Source organism: Arthrobacter sp. TJ-217 (assembly GCF_058269255.1).
Genome location: NZ_JBZCNJ010000009.1, coordinates 87,133 through 110,191, shown reverse-complemented (window position 1 = coordinate 110,191; position 23,059 = coordinate 87,133). Strand labels below are relative to the sequence as shown.

Genomic DNA, 23,059 nt, shown 5'->3' with positions numbered 1-23,059 from the left:
GCTCACATCCGAAAGAGGCCGAAGGAGGTTTCCGGCAGCGGGGCGTTGGCGCAGACATCAAGCGCCAGCCCGAGCACGGTGCGGGTGTCCGCGGGGTCGATGATTCCGTCGTCCCAAAGCCGGGCGGTTGAGTAGTAGGGGCTCCCCTGCGCCTCGTACTGCTCCCTGATGGGAGCAGCGAAGGCAGCCTCCTCCTCGGCGCTCCAGGACTCCCCGCGGGCCTCGAGCTGGTCGCGCTTGACGGTGCTGAGGACGGAGGAGGCCTGGTTGCCGCCCATGACCGAAATGCGGCTGGCCGGCCACATCCACAGGAAGCGGGGCGAGTAGGCCCGCCCGCACATCGAATAGTTGCCGGCACCGAAGGAGCCGCCGATCACGACCGTCAGCTTGGGAACCCGGCAGGTGGCAACGGCGGTCACCATCTTGGCGCCGTGCTTGGCGATCCCGCCGGCCTCGGAGTCCTTGCCGACCATGAACCCGGAGATGTTCTGCAGGAAGATCAGGGGAATTCCGCGCTGGTCGCACAGCTCGATGAAGTGGGCGCCTTTGAGCGCCGATTCGCTGAACAGCACCCCGTTGTTGGCTACGATGCCCACCTTGTGCCCGGAGAGCGTGGCGAATCCGGTCACCAGCGTTGTTCCGTATTCGCGCTTAAACTCGTGGAAGAGGCTACCGTCCACGAGGCGGGCGATGACCTCGCGGACGTCGTATGCGGCGTTCACGTCAACCGGCACAGCACCGTAGAGTTCGTCCGGCTCCACCGCGGGAGGCTGGACGGGAACGGTGTCCCAGGCGGGCTGCGGAACGGGAAGCGTCGAGATGATGTCGCGGACGATCTCCAGCGCGTGGGTGTCGTTCTCAGCGAGGTGGTCGGTGACGCCGGAAACGCGGGAGTGGAGCTCGCCGCCGCCGAGTTCCTCGGCCGTGACGATTTCACCGATGGCGGCCTTCACCAGCGGCGGGCCGCCGAGGAAGATGGTGCCCTGGTTCCGGACGATGACCGTTTCATCGCTCATCGCGGGAAGGTAGGCTCCGCCGGCGGTGCAGGAGCCCATCACCGCGGCGATCTGGGGGATTTTCCGGGCGGAAAGGGTTGCCTGGTTGTAGAAGATGCGCCCGAAGTGGTCCCGGTCGGGGAACACTTCGTCCTGTTTGGGAAGGTAGGCGCCCCCGGAGTCAACGAGGTAGACGCAGGGAAGGTTGTTCTCGAGCGCCACTTCCTGGGCGCGCAGGTGCTTCTTCACGGTGAGGGGATAGTAGGTGCCGCCCTTGACGGTCGCGTCGTTGGAGATGACGAGCACCTGGCGTCCGTGCACCAAGCCGATGCCGGCGATCACTCCCGCACCGGGACTTTCGTCGTCATACATGCCGTTTGCCGCAAGCGGCGCTATTTCGAGGAAGGGGCTTCCTTCATCGAGCAGGACGTCGATGCGTTCGCGCGGAAGGAGCTTGCCGCGGGCGAGGTGGCGCTCCCGGGACTTCTCCGGCCCGCCGAGGGCGGCCTCGGCCAGGCGTTCGCGCAGTTCCTCCGCCAGCCGCCGCTGGGCGGCATCGTTTTCAGCGAAGGTCTCGGCGGTGGTGTCCACCTTCGACGACAGCGTCTCCATCGACTACTTCCTCAAATTGCTCTGAGTTAGTGTGCACTAACCGAGTTTTAGGTTAGTGGCTATTAACCGGCCTGTCCACCAGAATAGGGAGCACCCTCGTCTCCCAGTAAAGGATTACCCATGGAGTCACCGCCCGCAGTAGACCGGATGACGGGCCGCAGCATCGCCAAGGCTTCCCGCCGCGCCGCCCTCCTTTCGGCTGCGGCCCAACTCTTCGCCGAGCGCGGGTACAACGGTGTCTCGATCGAAGACCTCGGGTCGGCGGCCGGCGTCAGCGGACCCGCCGTGTACCGCCACTTCAGCGGCAAGCCCGCCGTGCTCTCGGCGCTGCTCACGGGAGTCAGCGAGGACCTGCTCGAGGGCGGCCGAACCGTTGTGGAGACCTCGGCCGATCCGGAGAGCGCCCTGCGCGGACTCATCGAGTTCCAGGTGGATTTCGCGCTCAGCAACGCCAACGTCATCCGGGTCCAGGACCGGGACCTCAGCAGCCTCTCCCGGGAGGACGAACAGACTGTCCGCTCGCTGCAGCGCCGCTACGTTGAGGTGTGGGTCGACGTGATGGCCGAGCAGGCCCCCGGCGCGGACCTGCTGCGCCTGCGCCGGAAGGCCCACGCCGTCTTCGGGCTGATCAACTCGACTCCGCACTCAAGCGCAGGAAGCAAGACCTCAAAGGATATCGCCGGGCTGCGCGGCCTGCTCGAAGACATGGCCTGGGCCGCCCTCAACGCCTAGCCCGCCATGGACCCCCGCTGCTAGTACGCTGGTTTCCAAGCAACGCCCGCACCGTCCCCTAACCGAAAGTTCCGCTGTGATTGAGCTCCGCCCCGTTGAAGCCTCCGATCTGGACGAATTTTTCGCGCACCAACTCGATCCGAGTGCAAACCACATGGCGGCGTTCGCGGCGAAGAACCCCGCCGACCGCGGCGTGTTCGACCACCACTGGCAGGACATCCTCAACAACCCGCGCATCACGGTGCGCACCATCCTCTCCGACGGCGTCGTGGTGGGCAGCATCCTTGCCTACCACGACGACGAGACACCCGAGATCAGCTACTGGATCGACAAGTCCCGCTGGGGGCAGGGCATCACGACGGCGGCGGTCGGCCAATTCCTCAAGGAAGTGACGGTCCGCCCGCTGCGCGCCCGCGCTGTGGCCGACAACGTCAGCTCCATCCGCATCCTTGAGCGCTGGGGTTTCGAGCAGGTCGGCGAGGCGCAGGGCTTCGCCAATGCCCGCGGGGCGGTCGTCAAGGAACTCATCCTCGAACTGCGCTAGCCGGTTCCCGCAGCTCTCACGCGGGGAACGCACACCGCCGGTTCGGGCGGCCCAGGCTGGCCGGCACGTGTGGTGAGCGCCCTCAGCCGGCCTCGGCTTCGCGCTCGGCGGCCCGGATGGCCGGCTCGGTGACGATCTTCATGCCCAGCAGCAGCGCGAGTGTCACAACCCCCATGATGGCGAAGACCGCAGGCAGCCCGAGAAACTGGGCGAGCAGCCCGCCGGCCGCGGCACCGGCCGGCATCGTGCCCCATGCCACGAGCCGGTAGGCGCTGTTGACCCGGCCCAGGAGCCGGTCCGGGGTGATCCGCTGCCGCAGCGACACGGAAATTACGTTCCACACCGCGATGGCCGCGCCGCCCACGAAGAAGGCGGTGCCGATGAGCAGCGGCTCCGCGGTCAGTGCCGGCGTGGCAATGAGGAGAGTGCTCGCAAGGATGGCCAGCGCCAGAGAACGTGAACGGCCAATGCGCTTCTCCGCCTGTTCGGCGACGAAGGAGCCCATCAGGCTGCCGACGGCAACGGAGGTCAGCAGCAGCCCGTAGCCTGGCGCCGAGAGGTTCATGGCCGAGCCCGGCCCCACGGCGAACAGCACGAGAACCGTGAATGCGGCATTCGAGGCGAAGTTGAATCCCCCAACCATGACCGCGAGGGTGCGCAGGAGCGGCCGGCTCCACAGGAAACCGAGGCCTTCGGCGATATCGGCGCGCACCGTCGATGAGCCGGTCCGCTCCACCCGGAACGACCCTCGGACGAACATCAAGGCGCCAACTGCACAGACCCACAGGGCCGCGGGAACGGTCAGGGCAAGGGCGGCACCAACAACGACGAGCGCTGCGCCCAGCGGCGGGCCGATGAACTGGTTCGCCGTCAGTTCAACGGCGAAAAGCCGGCCGTTGGCCCGGGACAGCGCGGAGCGGGACACCACCTGCGTCAGGATCGACTGGGCGGAAGTGTCGTAGGCGGTCTCGGAACAGCCGATGCCGAACGCCGCGAGGTAAAGCACCACCAGCGGATCGAGCCGCGTCAGGAGCGCAAGGGCAAGGGCCAACAGGAGGGCCGCACGGGCGGTGTTTGCCGCGAGCATGATCCGGCGCCGGTCGCTCCGGTCGGCGAGCGCTCCGGCCGGCAGGGCGAACAGCAGCCAGGGAAGCGACAGCGCGACGGCGAGCCCCGCGATCAGGGTGGGCGAATCGGTGAAGCGCAGGGCGATCAGCGGCAGGGCGACCTTGAGGATGCCGTCGGCGAGGTTTGACAATCCCGAGGCACTCCACAGGGTCCAGAAGGCGGCGCCAAGGGGCGGACCCTCACCGCCGGGCAGTCCCGGCCCGTGCTGTGCAGGCCCGCCGTCATCGTCCACCCGACGACAATTGCATTGACTCCCCCATTCCACAATGCTTCGCACCTGCCTCCGTGCCCCAAAAGGCGCGGAAAGCGCCGACGCCGGAGGCAGCGCCTCCCGGGTAGAGTGCGTCAATGGACGAGAAAGCAACCCTCCTCACGTACCTCCGCATCCGCCGGGCCGACCTGCTGGGGAAACTCGAAGGGCTCGGTGAATACGACATCCGCCGCCCGCTGACGCCGACCGGAACGAACCTCCTTGGGCTCGTCAAGCACGTGGCAAGCGTGGAACTCGGTTACTTCGGTGAGGTCTTTGGCCGCCCCAGCGGCCGCCTGCTTCCCTCGCTGGCCGAGGACGCCGAGCCGGACGCCGACATGTGGGCGGCCCCGGAAGAATCCAGGACGGAGATCATCGAACTGCACCGCTTCTCGGCCGCGCACAGCGACTCGACAATCGAGGCTCTTCCGCTCACCGCCGTCGGCGAGGTTCAATGGTGGCCGCCGGAGCGCCGGCGCGTGACGCTCCATCAGATCCTGGTGCACATGTGCGTCGAAACATCCCGGCACGCCGGGCACGCAGACATCCTGCGCGAACTCATCGACGGCGCCGCAGGCAACGGCCCCGACGATCCGAACGTGACACGGCGGACCAACAGGGAATGGGAGCGGCACCGCGCCAGGATTGAAGCGGCCGCCCGGCAGGCTGAAGCCGAAGCACGCGTCTCCGGGGCGTAGGCTGGGCGCATGGTCGACTCCGCGCACCGCCAACAGCACATTATCGACACCCTTGTTGAGGCCCACGAGGCGCTCATGGGAGCGGATCCGCGGGCCTTCCGGGCGCGCTTCCGGAAGATGGCAGCCGACCCCTACGCGTTCTACCGTGGCAGCGCCTCAATCTTCTATTCCGACATGGAAGACCTCGAGGACCGTTGGGCCAACGAGCGCACCGGCCGGGTCTGGATCCACGGTGACCTGCATGCGGGGAACTTCGGCACCTACATGAGCAACCAGGGCCGGCTCACCTTCGATGTGAACGACTTCGACGAGGCGTACGTCGGCCATTTCTCCTGGGACCTGCGCCGGTTCGTCGCTTCCCTGGCGCTGCTGTGCTGGCAGAAGGCGCTGCCGGCACAGGCCGTTACCGACCTCGCGGAAACCTATCTCCGCAGCTACCTCGACAGGGTCCGGGACTATGTCAAAGCCGAGGACGCCGACTTCGCCTTCGGGCTCCACAACACCGACGGCGCCATCCGCAGGGTCCTCCACGCTGCCCGCGCCTCGCGGCGGACGCAGATGCTCGAATCGCTCACGCGGGTCGAAGACCACGAGCGGCACTTCCGCGACAACGGGTCGACCCGCCGCCTCGACGAAACTGAATATGCCAAGGTCGCCACGGCGTTCGATGAGTACCTCACCACCATCCCGGAAAACGAGCGGTCGCGGCGCGGAGTGTTCTACGAGGTGAAGGGCATTGTCGGCCGGAACGGGTTCGGGATCGGCAGCGCTGGGCTGCCCGCCTACAACGTGCTGATCGAAGGCTATGACGAGGCGCAGGAAAACGACATCATCCTCAGCGTCAAGCAGTCGAACATCGCGGCGCCGAGCCGCATCGTCAACGACGAGCGCGTGCGGGACTACTTCATCGACGACGGCCACCGGGCTGTCATCAGCCAGCGCTCCCTCCAGACCCACACCGACCCTTTCCTTGGCTACACCACCATTGACGGCGTCTCCTATGTTGTCTCGGAGCTCTCCCCCTACAAGCGCGACCTCGACTGGGAGGACCTGACCGAGCCGGCCGACATGGACCCCGTGCTGCAGGGCCTGGGCCAGGCAACCGCGAAGATCCACTGCTCCACCGACGAGGACAGCGACCACGATCTCGTGCCATTCCGCACCGAGACAGCGATCATCGAGGCGATTGAAGGAAGACAGGACGAGTTCCTGAGCGACATCATCGAGTTCTCAATCGGCTACGCCGCCTCCGTTCGCGAGGACCACGCGCTTTTCGTCGAAGCATTCCGCGAGGGCAAGATCAGCGCCGTCCCCGCAACCTGAAGACCCGGCCCAAGACCCCGGCGCCCGGCAGGATCCCCCTGCCGCCCTGAAGGGCAGTAGGCTTGTGCCGTGAAAACTTTCCGCGCCGCCAGGATCATCGTTCCGCTGGCCGTTGCCTCGGCCGCTCTCCTTGGAGGGTGCGCCCAGGTCGAAGAGAAAGCCCGGGACGCCGTTTCCGAAGCCGCATCGGCCGGAGCCCGCGAGGTCCAGGAGCGGGCCTGTGCACTGGCGGAGGACGGATTGATCAGCGCCAGGGAGATGGAGGCCCTGTCGGGCCTTGTGCCCGCCGCGCGAACAGCGGGCGTCCCTGACACAATCCTTGCTCCGTTGGAGCGCATCACCGAGGCCGGCGACAACGCGCCCGACGGCGCAATCGACGACCTGCGCCGGGCCTGCGGCCAGACCGCGGAGCCGTCGGCCGGCTGATCCGCGCGCCCCCGCTGCCGAACCGGTGCCGCGTCGACCTCGATGGGTTTCCACTGCAGCTCGTGGTTCCTTGACCGCACCAGTTCCTTGACCGCACCAGTTCCTTGACCTCGCGAAATGCTTGACCGCAGCTCTCAGCGGCACGCATCGTTGAGTGTACTAAGCATGCTTACGGATTGCCCGTGAAGGAGATTTCGGTTTGCGGGAAACGCCGGCGTACCCTCGACGGGCGGCTGCCCGCCGTCCCGGTCGAGGGCCCGGCGATCCCGCCACCACAAGGAGGTAGCAATGGCAGCCAGGACGGACTCCAGCGTTGTGAAGGACCTCGGCGAACTGGAGCGGCTCGTTGCAGCCGGGGAAAACGTCTACATCAGGTACTCCGAGGGATACGAGGCCGACTCCGGCTCGCAGAGCACCGACTCGGAGAGCGGATTGACACTCCCCGGCCTGTCCGTCAACCCCCTGACCCCGGAGGGCTGGTGGACGCGGCCTTTGAGGGACTGGCTGGCCCGGCAGGTGTGCCAATACAGGCACCTGGGTGACAGGAAGGACCGCCACGCCTGGGTCCTCACGGGCCGGTGCGTTGGACGCGGGCCCGACTGCGAGCCGCTGCTGGTCGACGTTCAACCGCTCGGCAGGCTCGACGACGCGCTCCTCGGGGAAGCCGAGAGGGTGTACGAGGAGCAGTTCGCCGCCCGGCAGGGACCTTAGACTTCGTCGGCATTGCGCGCCCGCGCAACTGCCCCGAAAGCGTATGGCAAAACGCAGCGGCGGGAGAACTGGTGTTGCGCCGTTCCGGCCCGGGCGGCCGGGTCCCGGCCGGCTGGTGAGGAGTAGAGTGGGGAGTGTCGCTTAGCAGCAGGCGGCACAGGCACCCTTCCCGTCTTTGGCTTCAATGCCGGCACCAGGGCGTCGCGACCCTGGCGGGAGCGGTATGTCAATCGAGGAAGTCACTGGAGCCGAGTCGGCAGGGCAGGCCGCAGTCGGCGGCGACATCTCCGGACTGCTTCAAAACATCGTTCTGGAGTGCCGGGACGTCAAGGAGTTCCTTGACGACGTCGCGGGCCTGGCCGTTGACCAACTGGCAGGACCCGGCCGGGAGGTGCACTGCGGGATCACGCTGATGCGGCCGCGGAAGAGCGGTACTGTCGCCAGCAGCAGCTGGCAGGCGCAGGACATGGACGCGATACAGTCCTCCCTCGACGACGGGCCATGCCTGACGGCTGCACGCACGAACGAGACCGTCGACGTACCCGACCTCCAACAGGACCGCCGCTGGCCGGAGTACCGGGCCGCCGTGGCCAAGTACGGAATCCGGTCCATCCTTGGGGTCCCCATCCCGTTGGACGGCGACGCCGCATGCGGGCTCAACCTCTACTCGACCTCCCCCGCGGCGTTCGACGAAACCGCGGTCGACGCCGCCGAACAGTTCGCCCGTGAGGCGTCGAAGTCGCTCCGGTTGGCGGTGCGCATCGCCAACCTCACCGACAACGGCCGGAACCTCAAGGCGGCGATGGACTCGCGCACCACGATCGATCTGGCCGCGGGCATCATCATGGCGCAGAACAGGTGCAGCCAGGCCTCCGCAATGACCATCCTGAAGGCCGCCTCGAGCGCCAGGAACGTGAAGCTCCGTGACGTGGCGGCCGCCGTGGTCGACTCCACGGGCCATCATGCACCGTCTGCTCACTTTGAAAGCTGAACGGCGCGGTGCAGCGATCCGGTGCCAGCCCGCGGCGGGATGACCGGGTGTCCGGGCGGATGGATGGACTACCCGCGTCGGCCGTTCCGCACGGGCTCGACGGAGAACGCCCCAAGTGACGCGTCGTGCCGCCGGCCTATCGGTGCGAGTGGAAGATTGCTGATGAACACGCAGTCCGCGACAACGTCCCTCAGGTCCCCCCTCTGGTCGTAGGCCGCCCGCTGTCGGCGGGCGCCGGTTCCCCGGGCCAGGATCTGGCGTACGAGGGATTGCACGAGGGGCAGTTCGCCCTGCTCGCAGAGCACCGGCCGAACGTGATTGAGGAGTGCGGAAACCACGGCGGGCGCAGGGCGTGGTAGGTTCTCGACCGGGTGCAGCAGCTCCCCGTCGAGGCCGAACCGTCCAGCACGCCATGAGGCAACGCGCAGCTGGGCGGTGGGAACGGCGGGCGGGGGTGACCCTTCACGCCACTGCCTTGCCGCCGTCTCGACCAGGGCGCGCACCAGCGCCGCGATAAGCACGGTGTCGTCCGGATGGAGGCACACATCACCCACCCGCACTTCAACCGTGGGGTGGTTATGGCTGAGGCGGGCGTCGAAGTAGATCTGCCCAAGGTCAAGCGGCACATCCGAGTCGAGCAGGCCGTTGACGCACCGGTGGTAGTTCTCGGCCGACCCGAAGATGTCGCAGGGGCCGGCAGTGGGCCACCGGTTCCAGGCCTGCGTCCTGAAACTTGCGTAACCGGTGTCCTCACCATTCCAGAAGGGCGAATTCGTGCTCAGCGCCGCCAGCACCGGAAGCCAGATCCGGATCCTGTCCAGGACCGCCACGCCCTCCTCGTCGGACTCCACCCCCACGTGCACGTGGCAGCCGCAGGTGAGCTGTTCGCGCGCCGTCAGTTGGAACCGGTCCACCATTTCCGCGTACCGCCGCCCCGGGCTGAGGCGGGACTGGACAGGCAGCGGCGACGTCGCGATCGCGGCCACCCGGGCCCCCCCCGCGTGCGCCGCCGAATCGGCGGCAGCACGGCACCCGGTGATATGGGCCGCTAGTTCCTCGAGCGAGTACGAGGGCCGGGTGCAGGTTTCGATCTGCTCCTGCTTCATCTCGATCGTCAGGCCACCGCCCAGCGGCGAATCCTGGATCGCCTGCGCCAATGGGAGCGCAACGCCTTCCACTTCATCTACGAGGAGGAACTCCTCCTCAACGCCGAAGGACCGCATCAGGTAACCACCCCCGGGGGAAGCAGGAACAAAGGGACGAGCCGCAGCGGGCTGCGGGCGTGCGGAAATGCTGAAAGTGCGGCGAGCCCTCACGGAGCGCTCTTGGAACGGGAAACACCGGGCCGCTGCTTAACCCCAGTTGATCGGAAATCAAGGCTAAACCGGCTGCACCCGCCGTGCAAGGTCTTGCCCGGCCCGGGACTGGACGGCGGCCCGGGCCGGGACGGCTACACCATGGTGACGAGCATTCCCGGGTCGTTGAGGATGGTTCCGATGTCGGCCAGGAACCGCGAGCCCTGTTCGCCGTCGACGAGGCGGTGGTCGAAGGAGAGACTCAGCGTCAGCACCGACCGCAGGGCGATGCCGCCCTCGAACTCCCACGGCATGCGCCTCACCGCTCCCATGGCAAGGATCGCCGCCTCGCCGGGGTTGAGGATCGGCGTTCCGGCATCGATGCCGAAGACGCCGATGTTCGTGATGGAGATGGTGCCGCCGGAGAGATCCGCGGGCGCCGTGGTGCCGGCCCTGGCCGTGTCGGTGAGCTCCTTCAGTTTCCCGGCAAGCTCAAGGAGGCTGAGCCCGTGCGCGTTCTTGATATTGGGGACGAGCAGCCCCCGGGGCGTGGCCGCCGCGATGCCGAGGTTCACGTAGTGGTAGGTGACGATCTCCCCCGCCGTTTCGTCCCACCGCGAGTTCAGGCTGGGGTTCCGCGCCAGGGCGATGCACAGGGCCTTGGCGACGATCGTCAGCGGAGTCACCCGCGCGCCGGCGAACTGCCGCGAGTCCTTGATCCTGGCCAGGAGGTCGATCGTTGCAGTGACGTCGACGGTGAGGAACTCCGTCACGTGCGGCGCCGTGAAGGCGCTTGCCACCATCGCGGCGGCGGTATGCTTCCGCATCCCCTTGATCGGGGTCCGGGTCTCAAGGGCTCCCTCAACCACCCCGGAGGACGGCGCCTGCGAAGAGCCGTCCGGGACTGCGCCCTGCACGGGAGCAGGGGAAGGAACGCCATCGGCACGGGCCGCGCGGAGCACGTCCTCGCGCAGGATGAGCTGGCTCGGGCCCGTGCCTTCGATGTCCTCGAGGTTCAGGCCGAGATCGCGGGCGAGCTTCCGCACCGGCGGCGTTGACCGCGGCCGCTCGAGCCGCACCGTCGGGCCCGCAGGACCGGCCGGCGCCCCCCGCCCGGCATCCGGTGCCGGGTTCCGCAATGCCGGAGGCGGCGGAACGGCGAGGGCAGCAGGCGTGGCGGCCTCAAGCAGGCTGACGCCCGCGGGAGGGAAGCTGCGCGAGCGCCGGGCGGGTCGTCCGCTCTTCTCAACTGCCGCACCATAGCCAACGAGGTTCGGTTCCCGCTTGGCGGGAGCCTGGGCTCCTTCGAGGGAGCGCGCCTGGCCCTCGGACGCCGGCACCGCGGGCGCCGGAACCTCGAAGGAAACGATCGGCGCTCCAACCGCCACGACGCTTCCCGGCTGCTCGTGGAGCGCCGCAACGATGCCCGCGTACGGTGAGGGGAGCTCGACCACGGCCTTCGCCGTCTCGACGTCGGCAATCACCTGATTCAGTTCAACCGTGTCTCCGACCGCCACGTGCCAGCTGACGATCTCCGACTCGGTGAGTCCCTCGCCGAGGTCGGGAAGGCGGAATTCCTTGATCATCCCGGCGCTCACGCGTCGATTCCGCTCAGCGAGTTGGGCCGCCCCAGCGCGCGGTCAACCCCGTCGAGGATGCGGTCGAGGTCGGGCAGGTGGTGGAACTCGAGCTTGGAGTACGGGTAGGGAATGTCGAAGCCGGTGACCCGGACCGGAGCGTGCTCAAGGTGGTAGAAGCACCGTTCGGTGATGCTCGCTGCGATCTCGGCACCGAGGCCGCCGGACTGGGCCGCCTCATGGGTGATAACAAGGCGTCCGGTCTTCCGCACCGACGCTTCGACAGTGGCGAAGTCGATCGGGGCGAGCGAGCGCAGGTCGATGACTTCGATGGAGATGCCCTCGTCGCCCGCCGCAACCGCTGCGTCGCGGGCCGTGGGCACCAGCGGACCGTAGGTGACGAGGGTGACGTCGGTGCCGGGGGTGACCACGCGCGCCTGTTCCATTGACGACGACCCCGGGTCGGAGCCCTCATCGACCTCGCCCTTGGTGTGGTAGCGGCGCTTGGGCTCGAAGTAGAGGACCGGGTCGTCGCAGGCGATCGCCTGCTGGATCATCGTGTAGGCGTCCTGGGGGTTCGAAGGGCTGATGACCCGCAGGCCCGAGGTGTGGGTGAAGTAGGCCTCAGGTGATTCGGAGTGATGCTCGGGCGAGCCGATCCCGCCGCCAAATGGGACGCGGACGGTGATGGGCATCTTCACGGCACCCTGGGTGCGGTAGTGGATCTTCGCCACCTGGCACACGATCTGGTCGAAGGCCGGGTAGATGAATCCGTCGAACTGGATCTCCACAACCGGACGGTAGCCCCGGTAGGCCATTCCGACGGCGGTGCCCATGATCCCCGCTTCCGCGAGGGGGCTGTCGAGCACCCGGTGCGGGCCGAAATCCTTCTGCAGGCCGTCGGTGATGCGGAAGACACCGCCGAGCTTGCCGATGTCCTCCCCCATGAGGACCACCTTCGGGTCGGCGTCCATTGCGCGCCGCAGGCCGGCGTTGATCGCGCGGCCGAAAGTCATCGTCGACATCAGTTGCTCCCCTCGGAGGTTGCGCCGGCGGAGAACGACGCGAGATACCGCTCGTACTGGTCCTGCTGCCGCTCAAGCCAGGAGTTCGGTGTGCTGTACACGTGGCGGAAGACGTCGGCCGGGGCCGGTTCCGGCATCGAGAGGCATCCTGCCCGCAGTTCGGCGGCAACGGCGTCGGCCTTCGCCCGCACTGAATCGGTGTAGTCGGCGTCGAGAAGGTCCATCGAATCGAGGAGCGAGGCGATGCGTGCCAGCGGGTCCTTGGCGGCCCAGTCTTCAAGCTCGTTCGGGTCCCGGTACCGGGTGGGGTCGTCGGCCGTGGTGTGCGGTCCCATGCGGTAGGTGACGGCCTCAATGAAGGTCGGCCCGCCGCCGGAGCGGGCCCGCGCCAGGGCCTCCCGGGTCACGGCCAGGCAGGCAAGGACGTCGTTGCCGTCCACCCGGACCGAGGGGATCCCGAAACCCGGGGCGCGGTTCGCGATCGGCACATGGGCCTGGAGCCCGACCGGTTCGGAGATCGCCCAGTGATTGTTCTGGCAGAAAAAGATCACCGGCGCCTGGTAGCTGGCCGAGAACACCATCGCCTCGTTGACGTCGCCCTGGCTTGTGGCTCCGTCGCCGAAGTAGGCCACGGCGACGGCGTCGTCTCCGTCGTGGAGGATGCCCATGGCGTACCCGGTTGCGTGAAGCGTCTGTGCGCCGATGATCACCTGCGGGGTGGCCATGTTGATCGTGTAGGGGTCCCAGCCGGAGGACGCGTTGCCCCGCCAGACGCGCAGGATGTCGGTGAGGTCGACTCCCCGGCAGTACGCCACGGCGTTCTCGCGGTAGCTGGAGAAGACGAAGTCGTCGCTGCGCAGTGCGCGGCCCGACCCGATCTGGGCGGCCTCCTGGCCGAGCAGCGGCGGCCACAACGCGAGTTCCCCCTGGCGCTGCAGCGCCGTGGCTTCGGCGTCGATGCGGCGCACCACGACCATGTCCTCGTACAGCGAGCGCAGCGCGGCGCCGTCGATATCGGAAACCAAGGGATCATAGTGGGCGTCCGGAACGCGGACGCCGTCAGCGGTAATGAGCTGGACAAGTCCGGAAGCAGGCTCCGGTTGGCCGCTGCTTGGGGACAGGCTGTTGTTCGGAGCCACGATTCCACGCCACCTTCATGTGCTGGGCGGTACTCCCCCGGCCTCGCTGTAGCGCCGCCGGAAGCCTCCGGGCACCATTACCCGAAGTACTTGTGACCCTACTCACACCGCACAGGCGGCACAACCGATCGTTCGTTGACTGAGCAGAGTGCCCTGTACTGGCGCGGCCGCCCGTGTTAGCGTTGCGCATTATGCACCCCCTTGACGGCACGGACATGCGTCTGCTTCTGGCTATGGCAAAGGACCCGCGCCGCACCGTCGTCGCCATCGCCGAGCGGCTCGGAATGTCCCGCAACACGGTCCAGGCCCGCATGACGCGGCTTGAGGAGAAATCGGTCTTCCTCTCCTTCGAACGGCGCATCAACCCGGCGGCCCTGGGTTACCCCCTGATGGCTTTCATCCACGTTCACGTGCAGCAGCAGAAGCTTTCCGAGATCACCCGCCAGCTCGGCCTGATTCCCGAGGTCGTCGAGGCGCACGGGCTCTCCGGCCACGCCGACATCCTCGTCCGCGTGGTCGCGACCGACGCCGAGGACCTCTTTCGGATCAACGGCAAGATCCTTGCCTGCAACGGCGTCGAACGCTGCGACACTTCCCTGGCGATGGGCGAGCTTGTGCCGTTCCGTGTCGAGCCGCTGCTCACGCGCGGCCCCCTCCCCCGGTAGCAGCCGAACGCAGCAGCGGGCCCCGCTTTCAAGTCCCGCACTTCCCCTTTCCGGGGCCGGCGGGCGGGGTTATGGTTCTATCACCGGATGCCCTCGCGGACGGGCTGAAGCACAGCCGTCCGGGCTGGCACACGGATCCGGTCGGCGAAGGAGAGCGCAATGGATTCGAACACCGAAGAGCCGTCGAGCCCGGCCCGCGACGGCCTCGAGCAGGCAGGAAACCCCATCCCACGCGACGATGTCGACCTCGTCGAGGACCCCTCGCCGGCCGATGCCCCCGCCGGCGAATCAGCCGGTGATGCAGCCGGTGAGGATCTCCCCGCAGCAGACAGCGCGGGAGGGATTACCTACGTGCCGGACCACGAGGAGACCGATCCGGCAGGACGCGCGCCGGGCCTGAACAAGGCGACGGGGCCGGCCGAGGAAAAGGACGAGCAGACCGCCGACGAGCGCGACCTCACGACGGACATCAGCCCGAGCGACTAGGCATACCCCAACGAGGCCGGACCCAAAGGAAGGGGCCGAAGCACCGGAACTCCGGTGCTTCGGCCCCTTCCAGTGCCGGGCGTCAGCCCGGGGCAGGTCCTAGTGCTCGACCGCCTTCTCGGCACCGACGCCGGTCAGCGAACGGACCTCCATCTCGGATGCCGTCAGCGGATCCTCGGTGCGCTTGGAGAGGGTTGTCCCCAGCCAGCCGAGGAAGAACGCGAGCGGGATCGAGACGATGCCGGGGTTGCTGAGCGGGAAGAGCGAGAAGTCCGCCCCCTGGATCATCGACTTCTCCCCGCCCGAGACCACCGGCGACAGCACAATCAGCAGGATCGCCGAGCCGAGGCCGCCGTACATGCTCCACAGCGCGCCCTGGGTGTTGAACCTCCGCCAGAACAGGGAGTAGAGGATGGTGGGAAGGTTCGCACTCGCCGCAACGGCGAACGCCAGCGCCACGAGGAAGGCGATGTTCTGGCCCGAGGCGCCGATGCCGCCAAGGATCGAGAGCAGGCCGATGACGACAACGGTCCGCCGTGCCACCTTGACCTCGCCGTCGGGGTCGACCTTGCCGCGGCGGACGACGTTCGCGTAGATGTCGTGGGCGAACGACGCGGCCGCGGTGATGGTGAGCCCCGCCACCACGGCGAGGATCGTTGCGAACGCGACCGCCGAGATCAGCCCCAGCAGCAGCGGGCCGCCAAGTTCGAAGGCGAGCAGCGGTGCGGCCGAGTTCACCCCGCCGGGGGCGGCGGCGATCCGCTCGGCGCCGATCAGGGCGCTTGCGCCGTATCCAAGCACGAGGGTGAACAGGTAGAACGCGCCGATGAGCCAGATCGCCCAGACCACCGAGCGGCGGGCTTCCTTGGCCGTCGGGACGGTGTAGAAGCGCATGAGCACGTGCGGCAGTGCCGCCGTGCCGAGCACCAGGGCGAGCGCCAGGGACACGAAGTCGAGCCGGGTCGTTCCGGTGAGGCCGTACTGCAGGCCGGGGCTGGTGATCGCCGCGTTGCCGGAGGTTTCAATTGCGGCGCCGAGCAGGGCGGAGAAGTTGAACCCGTGGATCGCCAGGACCCACACGGTCATGATGAACGCACCCACGATGAGGAGGAAGGCCTTGATGATCTGCACCCAGGTGGTGCCCTTCATGCCGCCGATCAGTACGTAGAGGATCATGAGGATGCCGACCACGGCGATCACGAGGGACTGCCCGACGCGGTCGTCGATGCCCAGCAGCAGCGAGACGAGTCCGCCGGCACCGGCCATCTGCGCCAGCAGGTAGAAGAAGCAGACCGCGAGGGTGGTGATTGCGGCGGCAATCCGGACCGGGCGCTGTTTCAGCCGGAAGGAGAGGACGTCGGCCATCGTGAACTTGCCGGTGTTCCGCAGCAGTTCGGCAACGAGCAGCAGTGCAACGAGCCACGCGACGAGGAAGCCGATCGAGTAGAGGAAGCCGTCATAGCCGTTGATGGCGATGGCACCGACGATGCCGAGGAACGACGCCGCGGAGAGGTAGTCCCCGGCGATCGCTGTCCCGTTCTGCGGGCCCGTGAATGAGCGGCCGGCCGCGTAGTAGTCGGCCGCGGTCTTGTTGTTGCGGCTTGCCCGAAGCACGATCACGAGGGTGATGGCCACGAACAACCCGAAGATGGTGATGTTCAGCCACGGCTCGCCGACGCGGGTTGACGGCACGGTCTGCAGGGGCAGGATCAACCCCGTGGTGAGGGAGGTTGTCATTTCGTCCTGCCTGTCGGGTCGTCGAATACCTCGGGGGCCGCTGTCTCAAGCTGGTGGCGGATATCTGCGGCGATGGGATCGAGCCGGCGGTTGGCGTAGCTGACGTACCACATGGTGATGGCGAAGGTGCTCACGAACTGGAGCAGCCCAAGGATGATGCCGATGTTGATGTTGCCAAACACCGGGGTCGCCATGAACTCGTGGGCGTAGTCCGCGAGGAGGACGTACGCGAAGTACCACAGCAGGAACACAACGGCCATGGGGAAAACGAAGCTGCGGTGCCGCTTGCGCAGCTCCTTGAACTGCTCGGTGTTCTGGACCTCGGTGAAGTCCACCGGGGGGATCCCGGCGTCATGCGCCGGCGATCCCGCCGCGGACGACGGCGTCCCGGCGTCCGGTTCGATTGGGTGCGAACCCATGATTCCTCCTCTACTCGGGCCGTCACCCCTGCGGAGCCGGCGGCGTTGCCGGGCAGGCTCGGCCCTCCCGTGTGACTCCCATCACTGTGGCGCACGGCCCGCGGCTTTTCCAGCACTGAACGGCTCCTGTCGCCGAGCGCGCAGCCCGCTGCGACGAACGGTCGGCGGGTGCCGGCACGGAGTGATGACACGGCGGCGGCGCCCCGGGCGGGCGGGGCGCTACTGTAGAGCCATGTTCAGCGCCGCCGTCGACACCGCCCTGGTGTGCGCCATAGCGGTACTGACCCTCGTCGCGGTCGCCGCCGTCGGGTTCCGCCTGACGCGCTCCGCGCGCGAACTGGGATCCGATGCGGACCGGGCCACCTATGCAACCCTTCACACCGCGGCCCTTGCCTCCGAGCACCTCCGCGAGGGTCTGACGCCGGCGGGTGCCTCAAAGGCCAGCCGCCACCTGCGGGGCCTGCTTCACTGCGACACCCTCGTGATCACCGACGAGGACGCCGTCCTGGGCTGGGACGGGACCCGCACCGTGCCCGGCCAGTACATGGAACTCGTCCGGGAGGTGCTTGGATCGGGGCGTACGCAAATCATCCGGCGCACACAGCTCGACGCGGCACGGCTGCCGGGGGAAGGCGAGCTGGTCGTCTCACCGATCCGGGTGGACAAGCGCGTTGTCGGCACTGTCGGGGCGTTCGCCCCCGACGCCAGCGCCGGCCTGGTCCGCGCCGTCAACGAGCTCGCCGGCTGGGTCTCCACCCAGGTCGAACTGGCCGAACTGGACTCGTCGCGCCGCCTGCTCATCGAGGCCGAGGTCCGTGCCCTCCGGGCGCAGATCAGCCCCCACTTTATTTACAACTCGCTCAACGCCATCGCCTCATTCATCAACACCGACCCGGAGCGGGCGCGGGATCTCGTGGTGGAGTTCGCCGACTTCACCCGGTACTCCTTCCGCCGCCACGGCGACTTCACGACGGTTGCCGAGGAACTCCGCAGCATCGACCGGTACCTTCTGCTCGAACGCGCCCGGTTCGGCGACCGGCTCAAGGTTTCGCTCGAGATCGGGCCGGAGGTGCTCAGCACGGTGATCCCGTTCCTGAGCCTCCAGCCGCTTGTCGAAAATGCGGTGCGCCACGGCCTCGAAACGAAGGACGGCGTGGGCCATATTTCGATCACCGCCCACGACGCCGGCGCCTTCGCCGAGGTCACGATCGAGGACGACGGCGTGGGCATCGAACCCGAGCATCTCCGCTCTGTGCTGGCCGGGCACACCGAGGGCGTCCACGTGGGCCTGCGCAATGTCGACGCGCGGCTCCGCCAGGTGTACGGCGACGACCACGGCCTCATTATCGACACCGCACCCGGAGCCGGCACCCTGATCACCCTGCGGGTTCCCAAATCCCAGCCCGGCCACCACACCTGACCGCGTAACCTAGGGTGCATGGTCAATGTGGTCATCGCCGACGATGAGCTTCCCGCTGTCGAGGAACTCGCCTTCCTGCTGTCCAAGGACCCCCGGGTCGGGGCGATCCACAGGGCCTCAAGCGGCGCCGAGGCGCTGAGCGCGCTTGAGAAGCACGACGTCGACGCATTGTTCCTCGACATCCACATGCCCGCACTGTCAGGGCTTGACCTCGCGCGGGTCATTGCGGGTTTCCCCAAGCCGCCCGCCGTCGTGTTCGTCACGGCAGACGAGGACCGCGCCGTCGAGGCCTTCGAGCTGCGCGCGGTCGACTACCTCCTGAAGCCCGTGCGGCGGGAGCGGCTGGCGGAGTCGGTGCGAAGGATCTGCGAACTGGCAGCGGGCGGCACCCCGGCTCCCGAACTCATCACCGTCGATCAGGGCGGGGTCAGCCGCATGATCCGCAGGGACGACGTCCGCTACGTGCAGGCCCAGGGCGATTACGCCCGGCTCCACACCTCGGAGGCGAGCTACCTGATCCGCATCCCCCTCAACGACCTCGAACGGCAGTGGGCGGATGCCGGGTTCCTGCGCACCCACCGGTCCTACCTTGTGGCGATGGACCAGGTCCGCCTCGTACGCATTAACGCAGGCCGGGCCAGCGTCATGGTCGGCAACGCCGAGCTCCCGGTGAGCCGGCGCCATCTTCCGGACCTGCGCGGCAAGCTCGAAGCAACACGCCTGCGCCCGGGCCAGTAGTGGCCCCGATGCCCGACCCCAGAACGCCCGGCCCCCTGCCCGGCGGGCCCGCTCAGCCCGTGCCGGAGGTGATGCCTGCCGGTCCGCCGCCGCGGGTACGCGTCACTGCGCCGCGCACCAGCGCCCGGCCGAGCAGCGGCGCGTTCCCGGTGACGCGCGAACTCGAGGAACACTCGGAGGTCGGTGAGGTCTTCGTTGCCTCCCTCATCCGTTCCCAGCTGCGCCTGGCCCTTGTTGTCGCTGGAGGATTCCTGCTGATCCTCATCGGGATTCCGGTGCTCCTTGGCCTGTTTCCCGCCATCAACGAGGTGGCGGTGTTCGGCGTACCGGTGCCGTGGCTGCTGCTGGGCGTCGGTGTGTATCCGCTCTCGATCGGCTGCGCAGCACTGTATGTGCGAAGCGCGGCGCGCAACGAAAGACGCTTCAAGGAGCTCATTGGTGAGGGCTGACGGCTCCACCGCGCTGGCCCAAGCGCTCCCGGGATGGGCCGGCGCAGGCCTCAATCCCATGGTGGGGTACACGGCGCTTGCCGTCGTCGCGGCGAGCACGGTGCTGATCGGCATCTACGGGCTCCGCATCTCGCGCACCACAAGCGACTTCTATGTCGCCTCGCGGACCGTCCGCCCGTGGTGGAACGCCTCGGCGATCGGCGGCGAGTACCTTTCGGCGGCGAGCTTCCTCGGTGTTGCCGGCCTGATCCTTGTCTCAGGGGTTGACGCCCTGTGGTTTCCCATCGGCTACACCGCCGGGTACCTGATGCTGCTGCTCTTCGTCGCCGCCCCGCTGCGCAGGTCTGGCGCCTACACCATCCCCGACTTCGCCCAGGCCCGGCTCGAGTCACTGTGGGCCCGGCGGGTGACGAGCCTGCTCGTCGTCGTGGTCGGCTGGCTGTACATCGTTCCGCAGCTGCACGGTGCGGCGCTGACGGTGAGCATCACCACCGGCCTTCCCTCCTGGGTGGGCCCGCTCGCCGTCGTCGTCGTTGTGTGCGCGAGCGTCATGAGCGGAGGGATGCGTTCGATCACGTTCGTCCAGGCGTTCCAGTACTGGCTCAAGCTCACCGCCCTCGCCGTCCCGGCGGTCTTCATCCTCCTGCGGCTCGGCGCCGAAGGCCAGCCGATCACCGGCGGCGGGGCGGCGTTCACCGCCGACCTGAACGCGACTGCCGGGGCGTCCCTCTATACGACGGTGTCGCTGGTGATCGCGCTGCTGTTCGGCACGCTGGGGCTGCCGCACGTGCTGGTCCGCTTCTACACGAACCCGGACGGCACCTCGGCCCGGCGCACCACGCTCCTGGTGCTCGGCCTGCTCTCGGTGTTCTACCTCTTTCCCACCGTGTACGGCATCCTGGGCAGGATCCACACCCCCGGCCTTGCCGCATCCGGGTCGGCTGATGCGACGGTGCTGCTGCTGCCAAGCACCGTCTTCTCCGGCGCCGCGGGCGATCTCCTCTCGGCGCTCGTAACCGCCGGGGCGTTCGCCGCGTTCTTCTCGACGACCAGCGGCCTCGTGGTGTCAATCGCCGGGGTTCTCAGCCAGGAGTTCTTCAAAGGCAGCGTGCGAGGGTTCCAGCGCGCCGCCGTGCTTTCGACGCTTATCCCGCTGGTCCTTGCCCTGCTCACCAGTTCGCTGGCGCTGGCCGGGAGCGTGGGGTCGGTGTTCGCCTTCACCGCCTCGACAATCTGCCCGCTGCTGCTGCTGGGCATCTGGTGGCGCGGGCTGACCGACGTGGGTGCGGTCGCCGGGATGCTTACCGGCGCCGTCCTCTGCGGCGGTTCGATGCTTGCCGCCTCGCTGATGGGCCCCGGCGCTGCCGCGGGGTTCGAGTGGCTGAGCCAGCCGGCCCTGTGGACAGTCCCGGCCGCGTTCCTGGTCACCGTTGCGGTGTCACGGGCGACGCGCGGAAGGCGGCCGGTGAGCGCCTCGCGGGTGCTGGCGAGGCTGCACAGCCCGGAAACGGACTAGCAGCCGGCGTCAGTCGATCGCTGCCATGAGCTCGACGACCCGGTCAAGGAAGGCATCGACCTGGGTCTCTTCGTATCCTTCCGCTCCGGAGGCTTCACGGAACACGGCCCGGCGCACCACATCGACGCTGAGCGGCATGTCGTTCTCGAAGTAGCCGCGGAGCTTCTCGCACAGGGCGTCGACGTCGTCGACGTTGTAGCTTGGGCCCTTCTTCCGTGACGACGGACGGCGGAAGCGTTCCCCCGGGGCCCGGCGCAGCCTGCCGCGGATCACGGCCGAGGTGCGCCCAATCTGCATGAGCCAGGCATCTTCGCCTTTCGACTCGATGAGCTGGTCACGCTCGCGCTGCGCCAGGACGTCCTCGAGCCGGTCGAGGGCCGCGTCGACGGCCTGCGGGTTGTAGCCGTCCTTTGCGGGATCGAAGGCCGCGGAGCGCACGTCGGTGCTGGTGACGGGTTCGACCCCGGGTTCGACCGCGTTGTAGAACGCCCGCGCCCGGGTGAGGAAGCGGTCCACCTGCCGGGTGTTGTAGCCGTACTCGCGGCGTCCGACGCGCGCGAACGGTGAGCTGCCCTGGCGAGCATCGTCCATGATGAAAGTGTCTTTCTACTGAGACCAAAAGTAGGGTTGGCGGAATCCCCTTCCGCTACAGCAACCCCGGAACCAATGTAGCCGACAGAAGGAATGCCATCGGTGAGGCGAACACGATGGAGTCGAGGCGGTCCATGATGCCGCCGTGCCCGGGCAGGAGGGTTCCCATGTCCTTGACGCCCAGTTCGCGCTTGATCATCGATTCGGCGAGGTCTCCGGCTGTGGCTGCGGCGACGATCGCGACGGCGAGGATCAGTCCCACCCAGAAGGGCTGGTCCAGCAGGAAGACGGCGCACAGCACGCCCACGACCATCGCCCCGCCGATCGAGCCGCCGAAGCCCTCCCACGACTTCTTGGGGCTGATCGCCGGCGCCATCGGGTGTTTGCCGAACATCACGCCGATCAGGTATCCGAAAGTGTCATTGGCCACGACGAGCAGCAGCAGGGTGGCGATCACCAGGTCCCCGCCCGGGGCCTGCAGCAGCAGCATCGCGAAGCTGAGCATGAAGGGAACCCACAGCAGCGTGAAGGTTGCGGCCATGATGCTCCGCGGCGCCTCGGGCGCCGGGTCCAGCGTGCGCCACAGCAGCAGCGCGAGGACGGAGAATACAGCGGCGAACGCAAAGCCTTCCGCTCCCCCGAAGTACGCGGCGAAGGGCAGGGCAACGCTTGCCGCGAGGGACGGGATGACGGGAACGCTGATCCGCCGTACCTCAAGGGCGCGGGCAACCTCCCAGACGCCAACGACGCCGAAGACCGTGACGAGTGCCACGAAGGCGACCGGGACAAGGAACAGGCCCGCGAGCACCGGCACCAGAAGCGCCGCGCCGACCCCGATCGCCGCAGGCAGGTTGCGGCCGGCACGCGAAGGCGCCCCGGGCTCGCGGGGAGCCCGGGGTTTCCGCGTGAAGAGTCCGGTACTGCGCTTGCGCGCTTCGCGCAGTTCTCGGCGGGTGGCCCAGGCTACGGCGGGATCGGAGGCCCCGGTTGCCCGCACAGGCTCAGGCTCACTCATTAGACTTCGAGGAGCTCGGCTTCCTTGCGCTTGAGCATGTCGTCGATGGTGTCGGTGTGGGACTTGGTCAGGGCGTCGAGTTCCTTTTCGCCGCGCGAGCCCTCGTCTTCTCCGGCGTCGCCGTCCTTGACGGCCTTATCGAGCCCGTCCTTGGCCTTGCGGCGGATGTTGCGCATCGAAATCTTCGCGTCCTCCGCCTTGGTCCGGACGAGCTTGACGTATTCCTTGCGGCGCTCCTGCGTGAGCTCGGGGAGCACCACCCGGATGACGTTGCCGTCATTGGAGGGGTTGGCGCCAAGGTCGGAGTCGCGCAGGGCCCGCTCGATGTCGTTGAGCGCAGCGCGGTCGAACGGGGTGATCAGCAGGGTGCGCGCTTCGGGGTTCTGGAAGGAGGCGAGCTGCTGCAGCGGCGTCGGTGCACCGTAGTAGCTGACCATGACCTTGGAGAACATCGCAGGGTTGGCCCGCCCGGTCCGCACCGTCGCGAAGTCGACTTTCGCCGCCTCCACGGCCTTGTCCATCTTTTCGGTGGCCTCTAGCAAGATCTCTTCGATCACGATTTCTCCTTAGCTCTGCG

General features: G+C 67.8%; 24 protein-coding genes. 13 read left to right on the top strand and 11 right to left on the bottom strand.

Annotation, left to right across the window (positions count from 1 at the left end):
• Window positions 1-2: 2 nt before the first annotated feature.
• Window positions 3-1,607, bottom strand: coding sequence for a carboxyl transferase domain-containing protein (locus AC4D2R_RS15540; RefSeq protein ID WP_490941022.1), 1,605 nt, complete (start codon window positions 1,605-1,607; stop codon window positions 3-5).
• Between the two features lie 120 nt (window positions 1,608-1,727).
• On the opposite strand from AC4D2R_RS15540, the gene AC4D2R_RS15535 reads away from it, so the two are divergent.
• Both AC4D2R_RS15535 and AC4D2R_RS15530 read left to right on the top strand, forming a co-directional pair.
• Window positions 1,728-2,339, top strand: a complete 612-nt coding sequence (locus tag AC4D2R_RS15535) for an SACE_7040 family transcriptional regulator (protein ID WP_490941021.1) — start codon at window positions 1,728-1,730, stop codon at window positions 2,337-2,339.
• A 76-nt stretch (window positions 2,340-2,415) separates the two neighbouring features.
• Window positions 2,416-2,883, top strand: a complete 468-nt coding sequence (locus AC4D2R_RS15530) for a GNAT family N-acetyltransferase (RefSeq protein ID WP_490941020.1) — start codon at window positions 2,416-2,418, stop codon at window positions 2,881-2,883.
• A gap of 82 nt (window positions 2,884-2,965) precedes the next feature.
• On the opposite strand, the gene AC4D2R_RS15525 is transcribed toward AC4D2R_RS15530, so the two are convergent.
• Window positions 2,966-4,243 (bottom strand): MFS transporter, encoded by a 1,278-nt coding sequence (locus tag AC4D2R_RS15525; protein WP_490941019.1) that lies wholly within the window; start codon window positions 4,241-4,243, stop codon window positions 2,966-2,968.
• Between the two features lie 116 nt (window positions 4,244-4,359).
• On the opposite strand from AC4D2R_RS15525, the gene AC4D2R_RS15520 reads away from it, so the two are divergent.
• The 5 genes from AC4D2R_RS15520 to AC4D2R_RS15500 all read left to right on the top strand — a co-directional run bounded on the left by AC4D2R_RS15520 (window position 4,360) and on the right by AC4D2R_RS15500 (window position 8,410).
• Window positions 4,360-4,959 carry a DinB family protein gene (locus AC4D2R_RS15520; RefSeq protein ID WP_490941018.1) on the top strand — a complete coding sequence of 200 codons (600 nt, stop codon included), beginning with the start codon at window positions 4,360-4,362 and terminating at the stop codon, window positions 4,957-4,959.
• Window positions 4,960-4,968: 9 nt separating this feature from the next.
• Window positions 4,969-6,282: a DUF2252 domain-containing protein gene (locus AC4D2R_RS15515; RefSeq protein ID WP_490941017.1), complete on the top strand. Its 1,314-nt coding sequence runs from the start codon at window positions 4,969-4,971 to the stop codon at window positions 6,280-6,282.
• A 69-nt stretch (window positions 6,283-6,351) separates the two neighbouring features.
• Window positions 6,352-6,708: a hypothetical protein gene (locus tag AC4D2R_RS15510; protein WP_490941016.1), complete on the top strand. Its 357-nt coding sequence runs from the start codon at window positions 6,352-6,354 to the stop codon at window positions 6,706-6,708.
• 288 nt (window positions 6,709-6,996) lie between these two features.
• Window positions 6,997-7,419: a DUF6098 family protein gene (locus tag AC4D2R_RS15505; RefSeq protein ID WP_490941015.1), complete on the top strand. Its 423-nt coding sequence runs from the start codon at window positions 6,997-6,999 to the stop codon at window positions 7,417-7,419.
• Window positions 7,420-7,642: 223 nt separating this feature from the next.
• Window positions 7,643-8,410, top strand: a complete 768-nt coding sequence (locus tag AC4D2R_RS15500; RefSeq protein WP_490941014.1) for a GAF and ANTAR domain-containing protein — start codon at window positions 7,643-7,645, stop codon at window positions 8,408-8,410.
• Window positions 8,411-8,478: 68 nt separating this feature from the next.
• Here the strand turns inward: AC4D2R_RS15500 and AC4D2R_RS15495 are convergent, their stop codons facing one another.
• The 4 genes from AC4D2R_RS15495 to pdhA form a co-directional block, all read right to left on the bottom strand.
• On the bottom strand, window positions 8,479-9,633 hold the full coding sequence (locus tag AC4D2R_RS15495) for a glutamate--cysteine ligase 2 (protein WP_490941013.1): 1,155 nt from the start codon (window positions 9,631-9,633) through the stop codon (window positions 8,479-8,481).
• Window positions 9,634-9,860: 227 nt separating this feature from the next.
• Window positions 9,861-11,291 carry a dihydrolipoamide acetyltransferase family protein gene (locus AC4D2R_RS15490; RefSeq protein WP_490941111.1) on the bottom strand — a complete coding sequence of 477 codons (1,431 nt, stop codon included), beginning with the start codon at window positions 11,289-11,291 and terminating at the stop codon, window positions 9,861-9,863.
• Window positions 11,292-11,299: 8 nt separating this feature from the next.
• Window positions 11,300-12,307, bottom strand: coding sequence for an alpha-ketoacid dehydrogenase subunit beta (locus AC4D2R_RS15485; RefSeq protein ID WP_490941012.1), 1,008 nt, complete (start codon window positions 12,305-12,307; stop codon window positions 11,300-11,302).
• Window positions 12,307-13,446, bottom strand: a complete 1,140-nt coding sequence (pdhA, locus tag AC4D2R_RS15480) for a pyruvate dehydrogenase (acetyl-transferring) E1 component subunit alpha (RefSeq protein ID WP_490903824.1) — start codon at window positions 13,444-13,446, stop codon at window positions 12,307-12,309. The genes AC4D2R_RS15485 and pdhA overlap by 1 nt, the downstream gene beginning before the upstream one ends.
• 191 nt (window positions 13,447-13,637) lie before the next feature.
• Between pdhA and AC4D2R_RS15475 the strand changes: the two genes are divergently transcribed.
• Together AC4D2R_RS15475 and AC4D2R_RS15470 are read left to right on the top strand one after the other, a co-directional pair.
• Window positions 13,638-14,111: an Lrp/AsnC family transcriptional regulator gene (locus AC4D2R_RS15475; protein ID WP_490903825.1), complete on the top strand. Its 474-nt coding sequence runs from the start codon at window positions 13,638-13,640 to the stop codon at window positions 14,109-14,111.
• 159 nt (window positions 14,112-14,270) lie between these two features.
• Window positions 14,271-14,597, top strand: a complete 327-nt coding sequence (locus AC4D2R_RS15470; protein WP_490941011.1) for a hypothetical protein — start codon at window positions 14,271-14,273, stop codon at window positions 14,595-14,597.
• Between the two features lie 99 nt (window positions 14,598-14,696).
• On the opposite strand, the gene AC4D2R_RS15465 is transcribed toward AC4D2R_RS15470, so the two are convergent.
• Together AC4D2R_RS15465 and AC4D2R_RS15460 are read right to left on the bottom strand one after the other, a co-directional pair.
• Entirely contained in the window at window positions 14,697-16,334 is a 1,638-nt protein-coding gene (locus AC4D2R_RS15465; RefSeq protein ID WP_490941010.1) for a solute symporter family protein, read from the bottom strand.
• Complete coding sequence (locus AC4D2R_RS15460) at window positions 16,331-16,753, bottom strand: DUF485 domain-containing protein (RefSeq protein ID WP_490903828.1); 423 nt, start codon at window positions 16,751-16,753, stop codon at window positions 16,331-16,333. The genes AC4D2R_RS15465 and AC4D2R_RS15460 overlap by 4 nt, the downstream gene beginning before the upstream one ends.
• A 232-nt stretch (window positions 16,754-16,985) precedes the next feature.
• Between AC4D2R_RS15460 and AC4D2R_RS15455 the strand changes: the two genes are divergently transcribed.
• Genes AC4D2R_RS15455 through AC4D2R_RS15440 form a run of 4 tightly spaced genes read left to right on the top strand, consistent with a single transcriptional unit; the run spans window position 16,986 to window position 20,876 of the window.
• A complete protein-coding gene (locus tag AC4D2R_RS15455; RefSeq protein ID WP_490941009.1) occupies window positions 16,986-18,173 on the top strand; it encodes a sensor histidine kinase in 1,188 nt (395 codons plus the stop codon).
• 18 nt (window positions 18,174-18,191) lie between these two features.
• Window positions 18,192-18,911 carry a LytR/AlgR family response regulator transcription factor gene (locus AC4D2R_RS15450; protein WP_490903830.1) on the top strand — a complete coding sequence of 240 codons (720 nt, stop codon included), beginning with the start codon at window positions 18,192-18,194 and terminating at the stop codon, window positions 18,909-18,911.
• Between the two features lie 8 nt (window positions 18,912-18,919).
• Entirely contained in the window at window positions 18,920-19,360 is a 441-nt protein-coding gene (locus AC4D2R_RS15445; protein ID WP_490941008.1) for a DUF485 domain-containing protein, read from the top strand.
• A gap of 58 nt (window positions 19,361-19,418) precedes the next feature.
• Window positions 19,419-20,876: a sodium/solute symporter gene (locus AC4D2R_RS15440; RefSeq protein ID WP_490941110.1), complete on the top strand. Its 1,458-nt coding sequence runs from the start codon at window positions 19,419-19,421 to the stop codon at window positions 20,874-20,876.
• 9 nt (window positions 20,877-20,885) lie between these two features.
• Here the strand turns inward: AC4D2R_RS15440 and AC4D2R_RS15435 are convergent, their stop codons facing one another.
• Genes AC4D2R_RS15435 through frr form a run of 3 tightly spaced genes read right to left on the bottom strand, consistent with a single transcriptional unit; the run spans window position 20,886 to window position 23,039 of the window.
• Window positions 20,886-21,467 (bottom strand): DivIVA domain-containing protein, encoded by a 582-nt coding sequence (locus tag AC4D2R_RS15435; protein WP_490941007.1) that lies wholly within the window; start codon window positions 21,465-21,467, stop codon window positions 20,886-20,888.
• Between the two features lie 55 nt (window positions 21,468-21,522).
• A complete protein-coding gene (locus AC4D2R_RS15430) occupies window positions 21,523-22,482 on the bottom strand; it encodes a phosphatidate cytidylyltransferase (protein ID WP_490941006.1) in 960 nt (319 codons plus the stop codon).
• A complete protein-coding gene (frr, locus tag AC4D2R_RS15425) occupies window positions 22,482-23,039 on the bottom strand; it encodes a ribosome recycling factor (RefSeq protein ID WP_120166711.1) in 558 nt (185 codons plus the stop codon). The genes AC4D2R_RS15430 and frr overlap by 1 nt, the downstream gene beginning before the upstream one ends.
• Window positions 23,040-23,059 lie beyond the last annotated feature (20 nt).